The 19,209-nt window shown below is 43.7% G+C and carries 17 protein-coding genes; 8 read left to right on the top strand and 9 right to left on the bottom strand.

Translation table 11 applies throughout. The annotated features are described in order from the left end of the window. Positions 1-20: 20 nt before the first annotated feature. The 3 genes from CJU60_RS16400 to mneS all read right to left on the bottom strand — a co-directional run bounded on the left by CJU60_RS16400 (position 21) and on the right by mneS (position 3,211). Complete coding sequence (locus tag CJU60_RS16400) at positions 21-1,217, bottom strand: DUF58 domain-containing protein (RefSeq protein WP_095714326.1); 1,197 nt, start codon at positions 1,215-1,217, stop codon at positions 21-23. Further along, positions 1,217-2,179 carry an AAA family ATPase gene (locus CJU60_RS16395; RefSeq protein ID WP_024120431.1) on the bottom strand — a complete coding sequence of 321 codons (963 nt, stop codon included), beginning with the start codon at positions 2,177-2,179 and terminating at the stop codon, positions 1,217-1,219. The genes CJU60_RS16400 and CJU60_RS16395 overlap by 1 nt, the downstream gene beginning before the upstream one ends. 159 nt (positions 2,180-2,338) lie before the next feature. Further along, complete coding sequence (mneS, locus tag CJU60_RS16390; RefSeq protein WP_024120430.1) at positions 2,339-3,211, bottom strand: manganese transporter MneS; 873 nt, start codon at positions 3,209-3,211, stop codon at positions 2,339-2,341. A 412-nt stretch (positions 3,212-3,623) separates the two neighbouring features. On the opposite strand from mneS, the gene gabP reads away from it, so the two are divergent. The 6 genes from gabP (at position 3,624) to CJU60_RS21615 (ending at position 9,216) form a co-directional block, all read left to right on the top strand. After that, positions 3,624-5,033 (top strand): GABA permease, encoded by a 1,410-nt coding sequence (gene gabP / locus CJU60_RS16380; RefSeq protein WP_059293380.1) that lies wholly within the window; start codon positions 3,624-3,626, stop codon positions 5,031-5,033. A gap of 86 nt (positions 5,034-5,119) precedes the next feature. Then, positions 5,120-6,661, top strand: a complete 1,542-nt coding sequence (cotA, locus tag CJU60_RS16375) for an outer spore coat copper-dependent laccase CotA (protein WP_095714325.1) — start codon at positions 5,120-5,122, stop codon at positions 6,659-6,661. A 104-nt stretch (positions 6,662-6,765) separates the two neighbouring features. Beyond that, positions 6,766-7,752: a DUF4003 family protein gene (locus CJU60_RS16370; protein ID WP_095714324.1), complete on the top strand. Its 987-nt coding sequence runs from the start codon at positions 6,766-6,768 to the stop codon at positions 7,750-7,752. 13 nt (positions 7,753-7,765) lie between these two features. Continuing rightward, a complete protein-coding gene (locus tag CJU60_RS16365; protein WP_095714323.1) occupies positions 7,766-8,581 on the top strand; it encodes an alpha/beta fold hydrolase in 816 nt (271 codons plus the stop codon). A gap of 82 nt (positions 8,582-8,663) precedes the next feature. Further along, complete coding sequence (locus tag CJU60_RS16360; protein WP_003234008.1) at positions 8,664-8,873, top strand: cold-shock protein; 210 nt, start codon at positions 8,664-8,666, stop codon at positions 8,871-8,873. Between the two features lie 184 nt (positions 8,874-9,057). Next, complete coding sequence (locus CJU60_RS21615; protein WP_038954158.1) at positions 9,058-9,216, top strand: hypothetical protein; 159 nt, start codon at positions 9,058-9,060, stop codon at positions 9,214-9,216. A 32-nt stretch (positions 9,217-9,248) separates the two neighbouring features. Here the strand turns inward: CJU60_RS21615 and CJU60_RS16350 are convergent, their stop codons facing one another. Beyond that, on the bottom strand, positions 9,249-10,295 hold the full coding sequence (locus CJU60_RS16350) for a PD40 domain-containing protein (protein WP_095714322.1): 1,047 nt from the start codon (positions 10,293-10,295) through the stop codon (positions 9,249-9,251). A 65-nt stretch (positions 10,296-10,360) separates the two neighbouring features. Beyond that, the gene (gene walM / locus CJU60_RS16345) at positions 10,361-10,732 is read right to left on the bottom strand and encodes a cell wall metabolism protein WalM (RefSeq protein WP_081638245.1); all 372 of its coding nucleotides are present in this window, start codon (positions 10,730-10,732) and stop codon (positions 10,361-10,363) included. 441 nt (positions 10,733-11,173) lie between these two features. On the opposite strand from walM, the gene bdhA reads away from it, so the two are divergent. After that, positions 11,174-12,214, top strand: a complete 1,041-nt coding sequence (gene bdhA, locus CJU60_RS16340) for a (R,R)-butanediol dehydrogenase (RefSeq protein ID WP_024120423.1) — start codon at positions 11,174-11,176, stop codon at positions 12,212-12,214. A gap of 49 nt (positions 12,215-12,263) precedes the next feature. On the opposite strand, the gene CJU60_RS16335 is transcribed toward bdhA, so the two are convergent. Then, positions 12,264-13,685: a sugar porter family MFS transporter gene (locus CJU60_RS16335; protein ID WP_095714321.1), complete on the bottom strand. Its 1,422-nt coding sequence runs from the start codon at positions 13,683-13,685 to the stop codon at positions 12,264-12,266. Positions 13,686-14,322: 637 nt separating this feature from the next. Here CJU60_RS16335 and CJU60_RS16330 point away from each other — a divergent pair. After that, positions 14,323-15,318, top strand: a complete 996-nt coding sequence (locus CJU60_RS16330) for a potassium channel family protein (RefSeq protein WP_095714320.1) — start codon at positions 14,323-14,325, stop codon at positions 15,316-15,318. 64 nt (positions 15,319-15,382) lie between these two features. Here the strand turns inward: CJU60_RS16330 and CJU60_RS16325 are convergent, their stop codons facing one another. The 3 genes from CJU60_RS16325 to gutB all read right to left on the bottom strand — a co-directional run bounded on the left by CJU60_RS16325 (position 15,383) and on the right by gutB (position 18,991). Continuing rightward, on the bottom strand, positions 15,383-16,351 hold the full coding sequence (locus tag CJU60_RS16325) for a carbohydrate kinase family protein (RefSeq protein ID WP_095714319.1): 969 nt from the start codon (positions 16,349-16,351) through the stop codon (positions 15,383-15,385). A gap of 106 nt (positions 16,352-16,457) precedes the next feature. After that, positions 16,458-17,846 (bottom strand): glycoside-pentoside-hexuronide (GPH):cation symporter, encoded by a 1,389-nt coding sequence (locus CJU60_RS16320; RefSeq protein ID WP_095714318.1) that lies wholly within the window; start codon positions 17,844-17,846, stop codon positions 16,458-16,460. A gap of 83 nt (positions 17,847-17,929) precedes the next feature. Then, complete coding sequence (gene gutB / locus CJU60_RS16315) at positions 17,930-18,991, bottom strand: sorbitol dehydrogenase (protein WP_095714317.1); 1,062 nt, start codon at positions 18,989-18,991, stop codon at positions 17,930-17,932. Positions 18,992-19,209: the final 218 nt, after the last annotated feature.

Here is a 19,209-nt window from a genome sequence, read left to right as displayed (position 1 = left end):
GTACACCGTCACCTCTCTTTCTAAACAACACGCGAAGCTCGGCCGCCTCTCATGATTTGAACTCTGATTTGGTGTTTCAGCATGCGTTCGATCATCATATGCTCACCTTGGGAAAGATCGGCGTCTTTCTCTTTTGCCAGTATAATGGTAACCGGACCGATCCCTGCTTCTGACGTTTTCATCAAATCCTCCGTGATCTGTCCCGTGACAATCACTTTATCAGCCTGGCGAACAGACGGCTTCCCAAGCTCCTCAGCCGCAAAACGGCTTACGCGGTCAGCAGCATCACAATCACAAACGGCTAAGTGATGGAGCATGTGTTTAAAATGCCGCTCTCCCTCCTGAATCGGAAAAATGGACCTTTCCTTTCCGACTGAAGCCAGACCTGCTCCTGCGCCATTTTTCAAAACAGAATGAAGAATCGAAGCTGTCACGGAAACGACCTCTTCGAATGCGTCAGAGCTAAAACGGTCCATCAGAAGAAACAGGTTTTTGCTTCTCGACGGTTCAAATTCCTTCGTCATCAGCTGGCTCCGTCTCGCCGAAGTCTTCCAGTCTAACGCCGCAAAACGGTCACCCGGCTGATAGTTCCTTACACTCGCTGCGACAGAAGAATGGTGCTGATGAACAGGTGATGCCCCGCTTACGCCATCTTCCTGATATCGCTCATTCAGCTGATATTGAAGAGGCTGAAAGAACGGGTAAACAAACACCGCATCGTCTGCCCCATAAAACGCCGTTTTTTCAATCAGTCCGAGGACATCCCCGGTCCGCACCCTGACGGCATGAAAATGATGCTCTCCACGCGGTACTGGCGTTATTTGATATGACATCGTGATGCTCCGTTTGAACCACGGGAATACCAGCTGTTTGGCCAAAGCTTCATCTCCGTTTAATGGCTCTAACCCTGACGGCAGACAATCTTCAATTACCATATACATCAGGGGAAACGGCAGTTTTCTTTTAAGCGTAATCGAAGCTTCCAGCCTGTCTCCCGCATGCAATTGCGTTTTGACGATATGCCGCGACACCTGAAAGGAGCGGAGCGGGTACATCGCCAGCAGCCCGGCGTATACAACAAAAGGGAGAAATGAATAAAACAAAAACCAGCTGACAAAGCCGCCCTGAAACATTGCATAAGAGAAAACAGCACCCGTCAATAACGTTAATACGAGCAGTTTCCACCCGTACATCAACCATTGAAATTTCTTTTTCATCAGCGGACCGACGACCTTTGAACCGGAACTTTCACGCCAGACATGATCTCCCGTATGATTGTTTCTGCCTGGATCCCTTCAAATTTTGCTTCCGGCTGCAGGAGCATCCGGTGCGGCAGTGTATAAGGGGCAAGATATTGAATATCATCCGGAATGACATAATCGCGGTCATGAAGCAGCGCAAATGCCTGGGCCGCTTTCATAAGAGCGATGGATCCGCGCGGACTGACGCCTAAGTGAACAGAGGCATGCTGTCTCGTCTTTTGCACGATTTCGACAATATATTCCTTCATGCTGTCATCAGCACGGACATCCTGCACTTCTCTCTGCAGGCGGATGAAATCTTCTTTTGAAATCACAGGCTCGAGTGTCTCAATCGGATGGCTTTTTTCCTGAAGAGATAAGACATCCAATTCCTCTTCAAAGGACGGATAGCCCATGCGAAGTTTAAATAAAAAACGGTCAAGCTGGGCTTCCGGCAAAGGATATGTCCCTTCATATTCCACAGGGTTTTGCGTTGCCATAACAAAAAATGGAGCGGCAAGCGGCATTGTGTTGCCATCTACCGTGACGCTTCCCTCTTCCATCGCTTCAAGCAAGGCAGACTGTGTTTTAGGGGATGTTCGGTTGATTTCGTCAGCCAGCACGATATTCCCCATAATCGGGCCCGGCCGGTATTCGAACTCCATTGTTTTCGCATTATAAATAGAAACACCCGTTACATCGGAGGGCAGCAAATCCGGTGTGAATTGAATTCGTTTAAAATCTGCGCCGATCGATTTCGCCAGAGCGCGAACCATCATCGTTTTCCCTACGCCCGGCACATCCTCAAGCAGCACATGTCCTTTGGCAAGAATAGCTGCTAAGCTGAGTTTTGCGATGTCCCGTTTTCCAACCATTACTTTATCAATATGTTCAACTGCTTTTCCCAGCAAAGGATGCAGGTCTTCTTGGTATGACATTCTCTTCCTCCTAGTCATCTACAAAAATCATCATATAGTAACCTAACTTTACCACAAAAAACGACCTGTATAAAAAAACGATTCTAGCAAATTACTGCCAATACATACAGAGCATTCAAACAAAAAAGCCTCCCATGACAGGAAGCTCTCATTACCCAGTTATTTGTTTTGCAAAGGCTCCATATGAACATGCGAATAATCAATCGCATGCTCCTCCTTCATTCTCCGCTCAATTTCATTCGCAATATCATGGCTTTCTGTAATATTTAACTCTGATGACACTTCAACCACTACATCTACGTGCACAGAGCTGCCCAAATATCTCGCCTTGATGTCTTTTAACCGGCTGACACCGGAGATTTTTTCGATCGTCTGTTTATAATCGGACATGTCCTTTACGTCAAAGCCATCAGTCAATGAATGCGATGATTCCTTAAAAATATCCCATGCCGTTTTGCAAATGAGAAGGCCGATGACAAATGCAGTCACCGTATCAATCCATGCAAGATGGAATTGCGCGGCCAAAATACCGATAAACGTGCCGACACTGACGAATGCGTCCGATTTATTATCAGCCGCCGCCGCAAGCAGCGCTTGGCTGTTCACCTTTTTGGCAAGCCTTTTGTTGTACTGATAGACAATCAGCATCATGACTGCCCCGCCTGCAGCCGTCCAAGCCGCAATCATATCCGGTGTTTCTTCTTTCACAGAAAAAATAGATTCACCGGCGCTGAAAAGCACTTGCAGGCCGACAACCATCATAATAAACGATGCGATAAGTGATGCAATTGTTTCCGCCCGAAAGTGGCCGTATGGATGATCTTCGTCAGGAGGCTTTTGAGAGATGCGGAGACCGATCAGCACAGCAACAGAAGCAATAATGTCTGTTGTGTTATTTAGCCCGTCTGCCGTAAGAGCTTCCGAGTGAAATACATAGCCGATGATCAGCTTAATCGCGGACAGCACAAGATACGCGGCAATACTGACCAGCGCCCCGGATTCTCCCTTTTTCAGTTCATCATATCTCTCCATAAAAAACCTCCTCTCCGCTCATGTTTTCCTATCATTATGATACAAAGCTGACCCGCAGTGGGTCTATAGAAACATGATTCACTCACCACAGAAAAATAGTGACGATAGAACAATTTTTACTCAATGCAAATTATTTTCATTTGTAAAAAGTGTTTCAAATCCAATGATACCAATACTTCTAGCCATCCAACACTTTTTCAAAAATATAACAAATCAAAAAAACGGGTAATTGACGGAAAATTTTTTCTTTTATTTCGAACATATTCACTCCCAAAACAGCAAACAAAACCCTACAAATTTGAAATAAACTGTTATATTTTCTGACATAAATTTTCGACAAAATGTATATTTATGTTACAGTTTCAATTATCATAATATTCAGTAACAACTCTAATTTTCAAGGAGGTAACATATGAACCAGTCTCAATCAGGATTAAAAAAAGAATTAAAGACCCGACATATGACGATGATTTCTATCGCCGGCGTCATCGGAGCCGGATTATTTGTTGGCAGCGGTTCAGTCATTCACTCGACCGGGCCCGGTGCCATTGTCTCTTATGCATTAGCCGGATTATTGGTCATCTTTATCATGCGAATGCTTGGTGAAATGTCGGCTGTAAATCCGACAAGCGGATCATTCTCCCAATACGCTCATGACGCTATCGGTCCGTGGGCAGGATTTGCAATCGGCTGGCTCTACTGGTTTTTCTGGGTTATTGTCATCGCTATTGAAGCAATCGCGGGAGCAGGCATTATCCAATACTGGTTCCACGATATTCCGCTGTGGATGACGAGCTTAATTTTGACGATTTTACTCACACTGACAAACATCTACTCTGTTAAATCATTTGGTGAGTTTGAATATTGGTTCTCCCTCATTAAAGTTGTTACAATCATCGCATTCTTAATCGTTGGTTTTGCATTTATTTTTGGCTTCGCCCCAGGCAGTGATCCAGTCGGTTTCGCAAATATTACGGGCCAAGGCGGATTTTTCCCGGAAGGCATAGGCTCTGTATTGCTCGGAATTGTTGTCGTGATCTTCTCCTTTATGGGAACGGAAATTGTTGCGATTGCTGCCGGTGAAACATCAAACCCGGTCCAATCTGTAACAAAAGCGACCCGATCCGTTGTATGGCGCATCATTGTCTTTTACGTTGGTTCAATCGCCGTTGTCGTTGCGCTTCTGCCTTGGAACTCAGCGAATATTTTAGAAAGCCCTTTCGTCGCTGTTCTCGAACATATTGGAGTGCCGGCAGCCGCGCAAATTATGAACTTTATCGTCCTCACAGCTGTACTTTCTTGCCTGAATTCAGGTTTGTACACCACATCCAGAATGCTGTATTCACTCGCAGAAAGAAACGAAGCGCCGCGCCGCTTTATGAAACTGAGCAAAAAAGGAGTTCCCGTACAAGCAATTGTCGCCGGAACATTTTTCTCTTATATCGCGGTCGTAATGAATTACTTTTCACCTGACACCGTCTTTTTATTTTTAGTCAACTCATCAGGCGCAATCGCCCTGCTCGTTTATCTTGTTATCGCTGTTTCCCAGCTGAGAATGAGAAAAAGCCTCGAAAAAACAAACCCGGAAGCATTGAAAATCAAGATGTGGTTCTTCCCGTTCTTAACCTACCTGACCATTATTGCCATCTGCGGTATTTTAGTATCCATGGCATTTATTGAATCTATGAGAGATGAACTGCTGCTGACAGGCTTTATCACAGGCATTGTATTGCTTTCTTATCTTGTGTTCAGAAAACGCAAGGTGACTGAAAAAGCATCAGCCAAACCGGTCACTCAGCAGCAGCCCGATATCCTGCCTTAACGGCAGGATTTTTTTGTCACCTTCACGTCCTTAATGTCATTAACTATAGTACCAATTAGGGAATATTTAGATAAGGACAGATGAAAATGACACTTGAAAAATTTGCGGATGCTCTCCCAATCCCAGATACACTAAAGCCGGTACAGCAGTCAAAAGATAGCACATACTACGAAGTAACCATGGAGGAATGCTACCATCAGCTTCACCGCGATCTCCCTCCAACCCGCTTGTGGGGCTATAACGGTTTATTCCCCGGTCCCACCATTAAGGCCAAAAGAAATGAAAACGTTTATGTGAAATGGATGAATAACCTTCCTTCAGAGCATTTTCTTCCGATTGATCACACCATTCATCACAGTGACAGCCAGCATGCCGAACCCGAGGTGAAAACCGTCGTTCATTTACACGGCGGCGTCACTCCAGATGACAGCGACGGTTATCCTGAGGCCTGGTTTTCTAAAGACTTTGAACAAACAGGCCCTTATTTTAAACGAGAGGTTTACCATTATCCAAATCAGCAGCGCGGAGCTATTTTATGGTATCACGATCATGCTATGGCGCTCACGAGGCTGAATGTGTATGCCGGGCTCATCGGTGCTTATATCATCCATGAACCAAAGGAAAAACGTCTAAAGCTCCCATCAGGTGAATACGATGTGCCGCTTTTGATCACGGACCGTACGATTAATGAAGATGGCTCTTTATTTTATCCGAGCGGACCGGAAAACCCTTCACCGTCACTGCCTAATCCGTCAATCGTTCCAGCCTTTTGCGGAGATACAATTCTCGTCAACGGGAAGGCATGGCCATACATGGAGGTCGAACCGAGAAAATACCGTTTCCGCGTCATCAATGCCTCTAATACGAGAACATATAACCTGTCACTTGATAATGGCGGAGAATTTATCCAGATCGGTTCTGACGGCGGACTTTTGCCGCGCTCCGTCAAGCTAAACTCTTTCAGTATCGCGCCAGCTGAGCGCTTTGATATCCTCATTGACTTCGCCGCGTTTGAAGGACAATCGATTATTTTAGCAAACAGCGAGGGCTGCGGCGGCGACGTTAATCCGGAAACAGACGCAAACATCATGCAATTCAGAGTCACAAAACCGTTAGCCCAAAAAGACGAAAGCAGAAAGCCAAAATACCTGGCATCTTACCCTTCAGTACAGCACGAAAGAATACAAAACCTCCGAACATTGAAGCTGGCAGGAACTCAAGATCAATACGGCAGACCCGTTCTTCTTCTTAACAACAAACGCTGGCACGATCCTGTCACTGAAGCACCGAAAGCCGGTTCTACCGAAATATGGTCGATCATCAATCCGACACGCGGAACACATCCCATCCATCTTCATTTGGTCTCCTTCCGTGTATTGGACCGGCGCCCATTTGATACAGCCCGTTTTGAAGAGCGCGGAGAACTGGCCTACACCGGACCCGCCGTTCCGCCGCCACCAAGTGAAAAAGGCTGGAAAGACACGGTTCAGTCCCACGCCGGTGAAGTCCTGAGAATCGCCGTAACATTCGGGCCATACACTGGGCGGTACGTATGGCATTGCCACATTCTTGAGCATGAAGACTATGACATGATGAGACCGATGGATGTGATTGACCCCCATAAATAAGGCCCAAAAAACTTGCCTGCTGCAGGCAGGTTTTTTTATCTATGAAACTTTTTTCTTCCATAAATCGTATAACTTAGAAACAGCGAAGAAAGGAGCGGCTTTTTATGCTGACAAACGATCTCAAAGATAAAACAAATCAATACATTTCAATTTATGACGAATTAAAATCAAAATTAAGGTGGAAAGTTGCTCATAATCAGATATTAATGCTCATCTCCTCTGCATATATTGTGAATAAAAGAGATTTTGATTTTCAGCGCTTTTACGATTTAAGCAGCTATATAAAATCAAACATCGGCAGCTTCTCAACACTCAATTCTCACCACCGCTTTACTGTCGCTTCAATTCTGGATATTCATTTTCAGCATGAGGCGAAGCAAGCGTTTCTTACTTTCATCGATGTGTACAGCCAAATGGTGAAGCTTGGATATAAACGGGATATTTTCACGTACCTTTCCGCTCTGATCATGCTCACCGGCAAGACCGAAACGATAAACCAAAGAGAACAGATGAACATGGGGCTCTCTGTTTATCAGCAGATGAAGAAAAATCACTATTTCCTCACTTCAACTCAAAATGTTCCGCTTGCCGTATTGCTTGCCCAAAACGAAAATGGTTTGCGGGCGCTGAACAAGGCAGAAACATGTTATCAGCTGCTGTCCGCTAATGGCTTTAAAAAAGGCCAATACTTACAACACGTCAGCCATATTCTTGCCCTGCAAAGTGAAAAAGACCCTGAAACCCTTGTTTCCCAATGCAAACTGATCTTTCAATCCATTACTGAATCTCATAAAAAGCCAAAAGATTTTCATTATCCCGATCTCGCCCTTCTCACATTCTTGGAAGAGCCGGACATCAAAACCGTTTTAGGCATCACTCATGAGCTGAACCAAGAAAAAGCATTTAAATGGGAAAAGGATATGAACTTCAAAATTGCTGTCAGCTTATATCTCAGCGAGTATATGGAGAAAAATCTGCTGATGGAATCAGGCCTATACACAGCAATTGAAACGGCCATCCAAGCACAGCAGGCAGCCGCGACAGCTGTGATCATCAGTTCATCAGCCATTCATTCACATGACGGAAACTAAAGGAGGAGAAAACATGCCATATATCACATTAGACGATCAGACCCGCCTATACTACGAAACTCACGGGAGCGGGACACCGATCCTATTTATACACGGCGTGCTTATGAGCGGACAATTTTTCCACAAACAACTTTCAGCGCTATCTGCCAATTATCAATGTATTCGTCTCGACCTTAGAGGGCACGGCGAATCCGACAAAGTTCTTCATGGACACACCATTTCCCAATACGCCCGTGATATCAAGGAATTTATGTGTGCGATGGAGCTTAAGCCTGCCGTCCTTGTTGGCTGGTCAATGGGCGCTTTCGTGGTATGGGATTATATCAATCAATTTGGGAATGATAACATACGAGCCGCTGTTATCGTCGATCAATCGGCTTCTGACTACCAATGGGACGGCTGGGGACACGGCCCGTTTGACTTTGACGGCTTGAAAACAGCGATGCACGCTATTCAAACTGAGCCGCTTTCATTCTACAAAAGCTTCATCAATAATATGTTCGCAGAGCCGCCAGCATCAACAGAAACAGAATGGATGCTTGCCGAAATTCTGAAACAGCCGACAGCCATTTCAAGTACGATTTTATTTAATCAAACGGCAGCTGATTATCGCGAAACCATTCAAAACGTTCATGTGCCGACATTGTTATGCTTCGGAGAAGACCGCAAATTTTTCTCAATAGAAGCCGGAGAACACCTGCGTGAGCATATTCCAAACGCAAAGCTCGTTACATTTTCTAAGAGCAGCCATTGTCCGTTTTTAGAAGAACCGGATGCTTTCAACAGCACGCTCCTGTCCTTTTTAGATGAGCAGATTGGAAAGTCATAAAGAAAAAGGAATTAGGAGATTAGGGCAAAGTATGAGACAATAAGAAATGTGCAGTAAAATACATGAGGGAAGAAGTGACTTTATGTCTTACTATAACAAACGAAATCAAGAACCGCTGCCAAAGGAAGATGTGAGTACTTGGGAATGCACAAAAGAAGACTGCAACGGCTGGACCAGAAAAAACTTCGCCAGCAGTGACACGCCATTGTGCCCTTTGTGCGGAAGTAAAATGGTCGACGGCATCCGTTCATTAGTGAATCTCCAAAACAACAGCCAAACGAAAACAAGTTAGCTCTTCCCTTTTTTAAAAGCAGTCTCTATCAGCAAACAATCCTCGATCAGAGATACGAATTTTATATCCAATAGCACGGCCTCCCGATTTGACGAGAGGCCGAGATAATGAAGCCCAAAACTGTAAACGTTTCGGGCTTTTTCACTTTCTATTATGGTATAATATGGATATTAGGGGTGATGATGTGATCAAAAACCAACAGCAGGCTGACCTGAAGAAACGAGCTTCAGTCAAAAAGTTGAATTTGGCTATTAACTCATGTGCGGAACTTATGAATTGGTCAATACCGATCATCCGTTTCTTTAAATGGCTCGGATCATTTGCCCTGCACCTCGTCCATTAAAAAAATCACTCAGCATTTGCTGAGTGATTTTTTCAGTTGATGACAGAAAAGCTGTTGATGATGCCATTCGGATTTTCCCATACTTTTTTGAACGTCTTCGTATCAAGGTCATAAGAATAAATTGTCCGAACCTTGGCTTCACGCCCTGTTTCGTCCTTCAGCTTTTTAGCCCCCTTGGCTTCGGCAAGGAAATAAATCTTCTTTCCGTCCTTGGAGAACTGCGGCTGCGCGTCAATTAACAGCTTAAATGTTTTCTGGTTTGAAATGATTTTTTCATAGGTTTTCGTGTCTGTATTCAGCATTTGAATAGAAGCCGTTTGCTCCGTTCCTTTTTGTGTATATGACGTAAACAGAATACGTTTATCGTCATCAGAAACAGCAATATCACTGATAAACTGCTCCAGGCTCTTAAGCTCATGAAGGCCGCTTTCATGACCGGCTGAAAAATGAATCTTTGTCGGTTCAGGATCGATTCCCTTCTCATTGGCTTCATCCGTTTTTTTGTAATCTTCTTCTACAGAATAATGAAGCAATGCAAATGAATCTGTTTTTTGGTTATAAAAGAAGCTGCTGACGCTGTCATCCTGGTCATTAGCGGCAGGATACAGGTTTTTGTACTTCTTCGTTTTCAAATCAAAGGATGCGATACGAAAATTGCTTTCGTCCGCTTTCCCTAAACGAAAATAGATTTTTGAGCGATCCTTTGATAAAAACAAGCTGTCCGCGCTTTCCGGACCTTTATAAAGCATAGTTTTCTTATCAGACTTAAGATCAAGCTTAAAAAGCCTCATCTCATTTTGATCGTTATTGCTTGTATAATAGAGCGCCTGCTGCTCTTGGTCCAAGGCAAATGCCGGATAGCTGGTCAGCTTCGCCTCGTGGATCACCTTATCATTTTCATAATACTTCGTCAGAAGATCGGTATCGGTAATCGAAACCAGAAGCTTCTCACTGTTCTCCGTGTTCACGGAAACATCGGCGGCACTCTCACTGCCTTTATCTTTAAAAGAATAAAACATAATACCCGCAGCTGCCGCCAAAACAACGACGATTGCCAATAAAACGATTCCTTTTTTCATCTCTTATCTCCACCAATAGAAAAAGCAAGAATGCGACTTCTTGCTTTACAGATTTAAACTATGTATTAATAGCTGTAATGTCCCGCTACTTTTCCTTTGCTTAATGGGTATCCCAGCGCTTTAAAAGCTTTAGGGCTTACATCCAGCACTGCATGAGGCATTCTGCCAACATCATTTTTATAAACCGTAATCACCTTTTTAGGCTTCGCTTTAGCATAAGCTCTGATTTTTGTCCCATTTCTAGGCACGTCAAATCCGATCTTTGTCGCACAGTCCCAATGTCCAAGTTTTTTACCTGAAGAGCCTTTTTTCCCAACTCCGTTATACCAAGTAATATTTCCGTTCACATGTTTTGCACTGGCATCTGCTGAAAAACTGAAAGCTCCCAAAGTACTTCCTACTAAGATAAAAGCGGCTAAAATGACTTTCTTCAACATTTCGTCCCCCTGTTTGTTAACATCTAGGAAAAATTATACACGATCAATCAAGGATTTTTTATTTCAATATCCTTACAGTAATGTTACAAAGTCGAAAAAAATCTCCTCTGCTAAAATAAACCATGGAAGATTATCCTATTATAATGACAGCATTAGCGTTATAATTGTTGATAGAGTAGTTGTCGCATTCAATATGAACGAACCATTACCGTATTGTTCAAGCCAAATTCATAGTTATGTAAACCAATCATACTCTCTCATCATAAAGAAAAAAGAGTGTGCGAGACTCTTTTTTCTTCAAAGTTTCTTATTTCAAAAAACGTAGATTATATTATATATAAGTTTTATCTTTTTTTGGTTTTAAAAAATGGCGATTTTGTGAACAGTTCATATTGATCGGTGCGGAATTACTCATATCAAAAGATATAGGAGTGGTAATCCATGAAGGCAGCTAGATGGCATAACCAAAAGGATATCCGTATTGAAAATATTGAAGAGCCAAAAGCGGAACCGGGAAAAGTCAAGATCAAAGTCAAATGGTGCGGCATCTGCGGCAGTGATTTACACGAGTATTTAGGAGGCCCGATCTTTATCCCGGTGGACAAACCCCATCCTTTAACAAAAGAAACAGCACCTGTCACAATGGGGCATGAATTCTCCGGTGAAGTTGTTGAAGTCGGGGAAGGCGTTGAAAACTATAAAGTCGGAGACCGAGTCGTTGTGGAACCGATTTTTGCAACACACGGACATCAGGGTGCGTACAACCTTGATGAACAAATGGGATTCCTCGGGTTAGCCGGAGGCGGCGGCGGATTCTCTGAATACGTTTCTGTAGATGAAGAGCTGTTATTCAAACTTCCTGAGGAATTATCATATGAACAAGGCGCACTCGTTGAACCTTCTGCGGTCGCTTTATACGCTGTCCGCTCAAGCAAAATCAAAGCCGGTGACAAAGCGGCTGTATTCGGCTGCGGCCCGATCGGACTGCTTGTCATTGAAGCGCTGAAAGCTGCGGGTGCTACTGAAATATATGCTGTTGAGCTCTCACCTGAGCGCCAGCAAAAAGCTGAGGAGCTCGGCGCCATTATTGTGGATCCGTCCAAAACAGACGATGTAGTGGCACATATCGCAGACCTTACAGGAGGCGGCGTTGACGTAGCCTTTGAAGTAACCGGGGTTCCAGTCGTTTTGCGCCAAGCGATCCAATCTACAACAATCGCCGGTGAGACAGTGATCGTCAGCATCTGGGAAAAAGGCGCTGAAATTCATCCGAACGATATCGTAATCAAAGAGCGTACAGTGAAAGGAATCATCGGGTACCGTGACGTATTCCCAGCTGTATTGTCATTAATGAAAGAAGGCTATTTCTCAGCCGATAAACTCGTTACGAAAAAGATTGTCTTAGACGATTTAATCGAAGAAGGCTTCGGAGCTCTGATCAAAGAGAAAAACCAAGTGAAAATTCTTGTCAGACCAAACTAAACATACAAAAAAAGAATCCGCATTCAAGTGCGGATTCTTTTTATTCCACTTAGCCAATCACTTCAGCGCCGGACTCTTCTTTAACCTCACTGCGATCATGAGCACGGAAGCTTTCCTCAAGCTGCTCAAGCGAAAGACCTTTTGTTTCCGGTAAAAACTTGTTCACAAACAGAATCGAGCAAATTCCCAGCGCAACGAAGATGAAGAACGTTGTTGATAACCCAATGCCTGCCATCAAAATAGGGAAAGTCAGACTGACTGCGAAATTGACCATCCACAAGCAGAATACCGTAACACCCATTCCCAGACCGCGAAGGCGCAGCGGGAAAATTTCTGAAAGCATCAGCCATGTCACTGGTGAAATCGCACCCTGCTGAAACGCCAGGAACGAAACCGTTAATGACAGAACCACATATGGAAGCGCAGGCGATCCTTCCAGCACAAGTGAAAATATCCCGATCAGCAGCAATGCCGTTGTCGTTCCGATCAGCCCTGTAATCAGCATCGGCCGGCGACCGACTTTACCGAGCAGCCAAATTCCGACGAACGTAGCCAGGACGGAGATCACACCATTGGCAATATTCCCGATCAGCGCTGCTTCCGTTTGAAATCCGGAATCTCTTAAAATTTCAGTGCCATAATACATGATGGAGTTTACACCCGTAATTTGCTGTACAATCGCAATTCCGATTCCTATGAATACAATTCGGCGCACCCACGGCACTGCAAGATCTTTAAACGTAGCTTTCTCAAGCTTATCCTCTCTTTTGAAAGCGGATTCAATTTCAGCCAGCTCAGAAGCAGCGCGTTTTTCGTCCCTGATTTTCTTCAAAACCCCTAAAGCATCTTCATTCCTTCCTTTTGAAACAAGCCAGCGAGGACTCTCAGGCATTCTGATCATTCCAAAGAACAGGAATACGGCCGGAAGAGACGCTATCACGAGCATAAATCTCCATACATTGGAGCTGTCTCCCATTGTCGTCCCGAGGATGGCATTAAAAACAAAGGCCAATAGCTGTCCGGATACAATCATTAATTCATTCTGGGTCACCATCCGTCCTCTGCTTTCCACTGGTGACATTTCCGCTAAATAAGCAGGCACCGTCACTGATGCGCCCCCCACGGCAATTCCAAGCACAAAACGGGAGATGATCATGATTGTTACGTTTGGAGCCAGTGTACACCCAATCGTTGAGATAAAAAATATAATGGCGAGGAAAAGAATATTTTTACGGCGTCCGTTAAAATCAGACATTCTTCCGCCAAGCACAGCTCCAAGTGCAGCTCCAAAAAGAAGAGAACTGGTGACGAGCCCCTCTGTGAAAGCATTAAGATTAAGCTGATCAGGCTCACCCATATATGGTAAAGCTCCATTTAATACCCCGGTATCATAACCGAAGAGAAGCCCGCCGAAAGTCGAAACTAAAATAATTGTGCGTAAAAATGACATTTGACTGCCTTTTGTATTCATACCGTTTCCCCCAGTCTTTTTCAAAATCGGTCACTGCGTATTTCAAAAACGTATTCTAGGGTGCCGCCTTCCTCAAATGCCGTGAGCAGGCCGCAGAAAAAAGTTCAAAATGTCTTTTTTCACTGGCTTTATAACCTTCCCTTCTTTTCAGCATGTGTTGAAGTCAATTGATTTGGAAGCGATTTCATTTATTACTAAACAACAATGGGTATATTTTTGGTGTTCGACTTAATGAATTGTCATATTATAGTCACTTTGTAGTGTTGTTATAGTAATTTCATAGTGATATATTTGTCACTTCTGATATTATCATAATTTCAAAAACGCTTTCAGTCAATATAAATTTCTGAAAATTCCTTAACTTCATGTCAGTAAAATGACCACTTCAAGGGGAAATTGAACTTTTTCCTTGCCGGAAATGTGGAATCAGTATGTATTATCTGTGAATTTTTGTTTCATTTCTGTCTTCATCAAAATGAGTAAGTGTTGGGTAACTTCCCCTATACAAATCTTCTCTGCATGATTCGCTGCTCAAACATTCAAATGTTTGTTTCAGATTCAAGACAAAAGGAAATAGAAGAGGAAAATAAAGATGGCTAAATGGCTGGCTCTTATTGAATAGGAGGAGGCAATAAAATTGAATGAGATTTATATCTTTGCAGGAATTTTATTGTTGGCAGCGGGGATGATTGATTTTATATGGACAACATTATGGCTTGAGAGCGGAGCCGGTCCGATCACAAGATGTTTGTCTGCATGGCTGTGGAAAGGCTTCCGTAAGATCAGCGGAGATCACGCAAAGGTTCTCAGTACGGCAGGGCCGCTGCTGTTATGCATGACATTATTGGTGTGGATCGGTTTATTTTGGAGCGGCTGGACTTTTATCTTCTCAAGTGATCCTCACTCTCTCGTAGTTACTCAAAGTAAAGAACCAGCCTCCTGGTCAGACCGGGCTTATTTTTCTGGATATGTGATGTTTACATTAGGAAATGGCGACCTTACACCGAACGGTGCCCTTTGGAAGCTTGTGACAGTCGGTGCTACAGCTGAAGGTCTGCTTACGATTACTTTTTCTGTCACGTATTTGATTTCTGTCTTGAGTGCGGTTAATCAAAAGCGCTCATTCGCCCAGAGTGTACTGAGTCTTGGGCATAACGGAACAGCGATTGTCCAAACTGCGTGGAACGGAAGACATTTTCACGACATGGATTTGCTTCTCGTCACATTTTCTTCAGAGCTGGGAAAGCTGACCGCTCAGCATAACGCCTTCCCCATTCTACATTTTTACCATAGCACACAGCGCGAGGAATCTTCCGTCATTGCAGTCACTGTACTGGATGAAGCGTTAACCATTTTGACATATGGCATTCCTAAGCAGTACCTTCCGAATCAGCTGCACATAAAAGAAGCGCGCTCCAGTGTCAAAAACTACTTAGACACCGTTCATACAGCATATATCCATCCGGCTGAACAAGAACCGCCGGAGCCCAACCTCTTGAAGCTAAGGGATTGCGGCATACCAACCCTATCGGAGCAAACATTTCGAACAGCGGTAAAATCTTTAAAAGAACGGCGGCAATTGCTTTTGGGCATTGTTCAAGCGGGTGCGCGTAAGTGGCCTGCACAAGAGTAAGGGGTAAAAAAGAGGATGCCTCCCAAAAGTCAAAAAGACTTTTAAGAAACATCCTCTATTTTTATTACAAAGATAAAGAAGCTTCAATCTCTTCCATACGCGGCAGTGCATCAATCGCTCCAATTTTGGTGCAGACAAGAGCGCCCACCTTATTGGCAAAAGACACGATATCACGCAGCTGTTCAAAATCAGTTTCTACCGATTGAATCTTATCTGTACCAGCTAATTTGAACAAAGCCGCTCCGACAAAAGCGTCTCCCGCTCCAGTAGAATCAATCGAAGTGACAGGAATACTCGGAATGATTTCATGTTCCTTGCCATTAGACAGCAATGTTCCGTTTTTCCCAAGGGTCACGGCAACCATCTCGGCTCCGATACCATGGAGAATATTGACGCCCTCTTCATGATCCTTCGCACCAGTGATGATCTCCAGCTCCTCGTCACTCACCTTAACAAAATCACTTAAAGCAATGGCTCTTTTTGCAGCACTAACAAACTCAGAGACTCTTCCCTTCCATAAATCCCCTCGATAGTTAGGATCAAATGAAAGAAATTGCCCTTTATCCTTCGCAATGGACATAAGCCGTAAATAGGCTGTACAAAATGGATCAGATAACAATGCCGTCGCTGAGCCAAAATGAAGGATTTTCGCTTGATTCATTTTATCCTGATCGACATCTTCGATCGTAAACAGAGCATCCGCGCCCCTATTGAAAACAAAATCGCGCTCTCCATTATTCTTTAATGAAACAAAAGCAAGCGTTGTAGGTGCTTTCTCATCCATCACCAGCATAGAGGTATCCACATGAACAGCATCTAACGTTTGCTTCAGAAAATACCCAAAGGGATCCTTCCCTACTTTTCCTGCGAAAGCAGCGTCCCCTCCCAGCTTGGCAATCGCCGCTGACACATTTGCCGGTGCACCGCCGGCACTTTTTAAAAATTGACGCCCTTTCTTTAAATCAACGTCCACATCGGTACAAAAGAAATCGATCAATAACTCCCCAATACAAACAACAGATTGACTTCGCATGTTATCACACTCTTTTTACATATTCTAGATTACAGTCTCAGTATATTACTTTCAGTCATAAATACAACCTTTTACATCGAATATTAGAAACATTAAATATATTCACTTACCTGGATTTCTTCTCAAGCTCGGTGATGATCTGTTTATATCTTTTTTCAGTTAAAGGATAAAAGGCTATGAGGATGATAGAGAGTAAAATAAATAGTCCCGGAATTAAGGCATTCATATGTTTAATCGCATTCAGTGACGTCACGGTTTGATCAGTATTCGCCACATATCCTGCGATTCCTAAATAGATGGCAGAAAACGAACCGGCCAGTGCAACACCTAACTTATTGATAAAACTCATACTGGAAATCACCACTCCGTCGGCACGAACCCCTGTCTTCCATTCCGCATAATCAACACAATCGGCAACCATTCCCCAAGCAAGCGTATTTAAAGGGGTTGTAAAGAACCCTGAAGCAAATAGCCAGATGAAAATGAGCGTCACCGAAGAATACGCCGTAAAATGCAGACCTGCATACGAGATCAGTGACAAAACAGCCGATATGACCATCACATTTTTCCTGCCCCACTTCTCAGAAAAGTATGGAATAAACAAGTTACTGATGAGGGCTGCGCCAAAAAATAAAACGGTTCCAAAGAACACCAATTCCTTTTGATTCACGTTATACGTAAAGTAGTACACCATTGTACTGATTTTAATATTAAACCCGATTGCAAAAGCTAAAAATGATGACGTTAGAATCAGCAAAGGTTTGTTTTGAAACAAAACAGATAACGTCTTTTTCATTCCCTGTTTCTTTGTTTTCTTAGGCGCAATCCGCTCACGCACAGTAAAGAAACTAAAGAGGTTCAAAGCGATGCTAACAATGGCATAGACGAGAGCTGTCATTTGAAACCCAAATGCCTGGTTCTCTCCTCCCAAAGCTGCTGCAAGCGGTGTTGCGCAGGAGATGGATAGAAGGATTCCGACATAAACCAAGATCATACGAGTTGTTGTTAATACCGTCCTTTCTTTTACAGAATTCGTCATCCGTCCCGTTAAGCTGTTCACCGGAATCGTTTGCATACTAAAGGACATGCCGAGCAGAATATAGGTAATATACGCATATACGATGTTTCCCGTTGCTCCAAAGTGAGGCGTGGTGAAACACAGGACAGTAAATAATGCGAAAGGAAATGCAACCCACAGCAGATAAGGCCTTGCCTTTCCCCACCTTGTGTTCGTTTTATCTAAAATAACCCCCATAATCGGGTCAAAAATAGCATCCAGCACCCGCACAACAAGAAATAATGTAGCGATGACCGCAGGCTGTATGCCGCCGATGTCCGTGTAATAAAACAGCAGGTATGCGTTTACAAATTGAAACACAATATTATACGACATATCACCGAAGCCGTATCCGATTCGTTCAAGCCAGGACAGACCGGCACTGGATTTTGTTTGATGTTTCGCCTTCATTACCGTTGCTTTTTCTGTTTGAATCATCTTTTCCACCCCAAGAATCCGTTTTCAATATTGAATACAAATCCAGTAAATAAGAGGGAGAATACGAGATTCTCCCTGTTCACTCAGCTATTCGGATAAACCATCACTTTTAAACATTCATTCTTAAATTGCAGTGCCCGCTCCATCGCCTCTTGCGTATGCTCCAGCGCATATTGATCCGTCACAAGGTGTTTGGTGTCAACAATACCCGAAGCAACGAATTCAATTCCTTTTGGATACGTATTGGCATAACGGAAGATGCCGTATATATCAATCTCATTGTCTGCGATAAATGGCACATTTAGCGGAATTTCATTCTGAGAAGGCAAACCGACAATCGCAAGCTTTCCGCCGCGTCGTACAGAAGCCAATGCAGATTGCAGTGCCGCAGGATTCCCCGCTGTTTCCCAAGCAACGTCAACGCCTCTATCATTTGTGATTTTTTTAATTTCTTCAAGAGCATCTTGTTCACGGATATTAATCACATGAGTAGCTCCCATTTTTTTCGCGGCATTTAACCGCAGCGGCTCTAAGTCGGTCACAATGATTGTACTGGCTCCAAATGCTTTAGCGGCTGCAACAGCCATTAATCCAACAGGGCCCATTCCCATGATCGCAATCGTTGATCCAGGCTGAAGCTTCGTTCTCATCGCTGCATGGATACCGACAGAAAACGGTTCAATCAAGGCAGCATCCTCATAGGAAAGTGAATCTGGAATTGAGAAAACAAAGTCCTGTCTGATTTTGATATATTGTACAAACGCGCCGTCTACCGGCGGTGTGGCCAAAAACTGTACATCCGGACAAAGGTTATAACGCCCTTCTTTGCACGCTTCACAGCGTCCGCACGTAACACCAGGTTCAACAGCGACGCGGTCACCGACTTTGAATTGATCAACAGACGAGCCGACAGCCGCGATTTCTCCCGCGCACTCATGTCCGAGGATAAATGGCTTTTCCACTACATAATTGCCTATTCTGCCGTTTGCATAGTAATGCAGATCCGATCCGCAAATCCCGACAGCCATCACCTTAATCAACACTTCATCCTGACTGATGTCAGGTACAGGCAATGTTTCTATTCTGATTTCTCTTGTGTTATGCATAATAGCTGCTTTCATGGTTTTAGGTACTGTATGAGTCATTACGGCAAATTCCTTTCTTTATGAATACTTCTAACGACATATGGCCGCTTCATCAAGAAATGTAAGTGCATACATTTTTGCGTTTTCTGTTACTGTCCTCATTTTATCTGCTTTTCAGAATGTTCAACAGCTTTTCATGCTGTATAAAAGGACAGCCGCACTGTACTTTTTGATTTTTCATATACAAAACTAGAAGGATTGATAAAATAGTACTAATA

Origin of the sequence: Bacillus sp. 7705b (genome assembly GCF_002289525.1) — a bacterium.
GTDB lineage: Bacteria > Bacillota > Bacilli > Bacillales > Bacillaceae > Bacillus > Bacillus halotolerans.
This window is presented reverse-complemented; position numbering and strand designations above follow the sequence as displayed.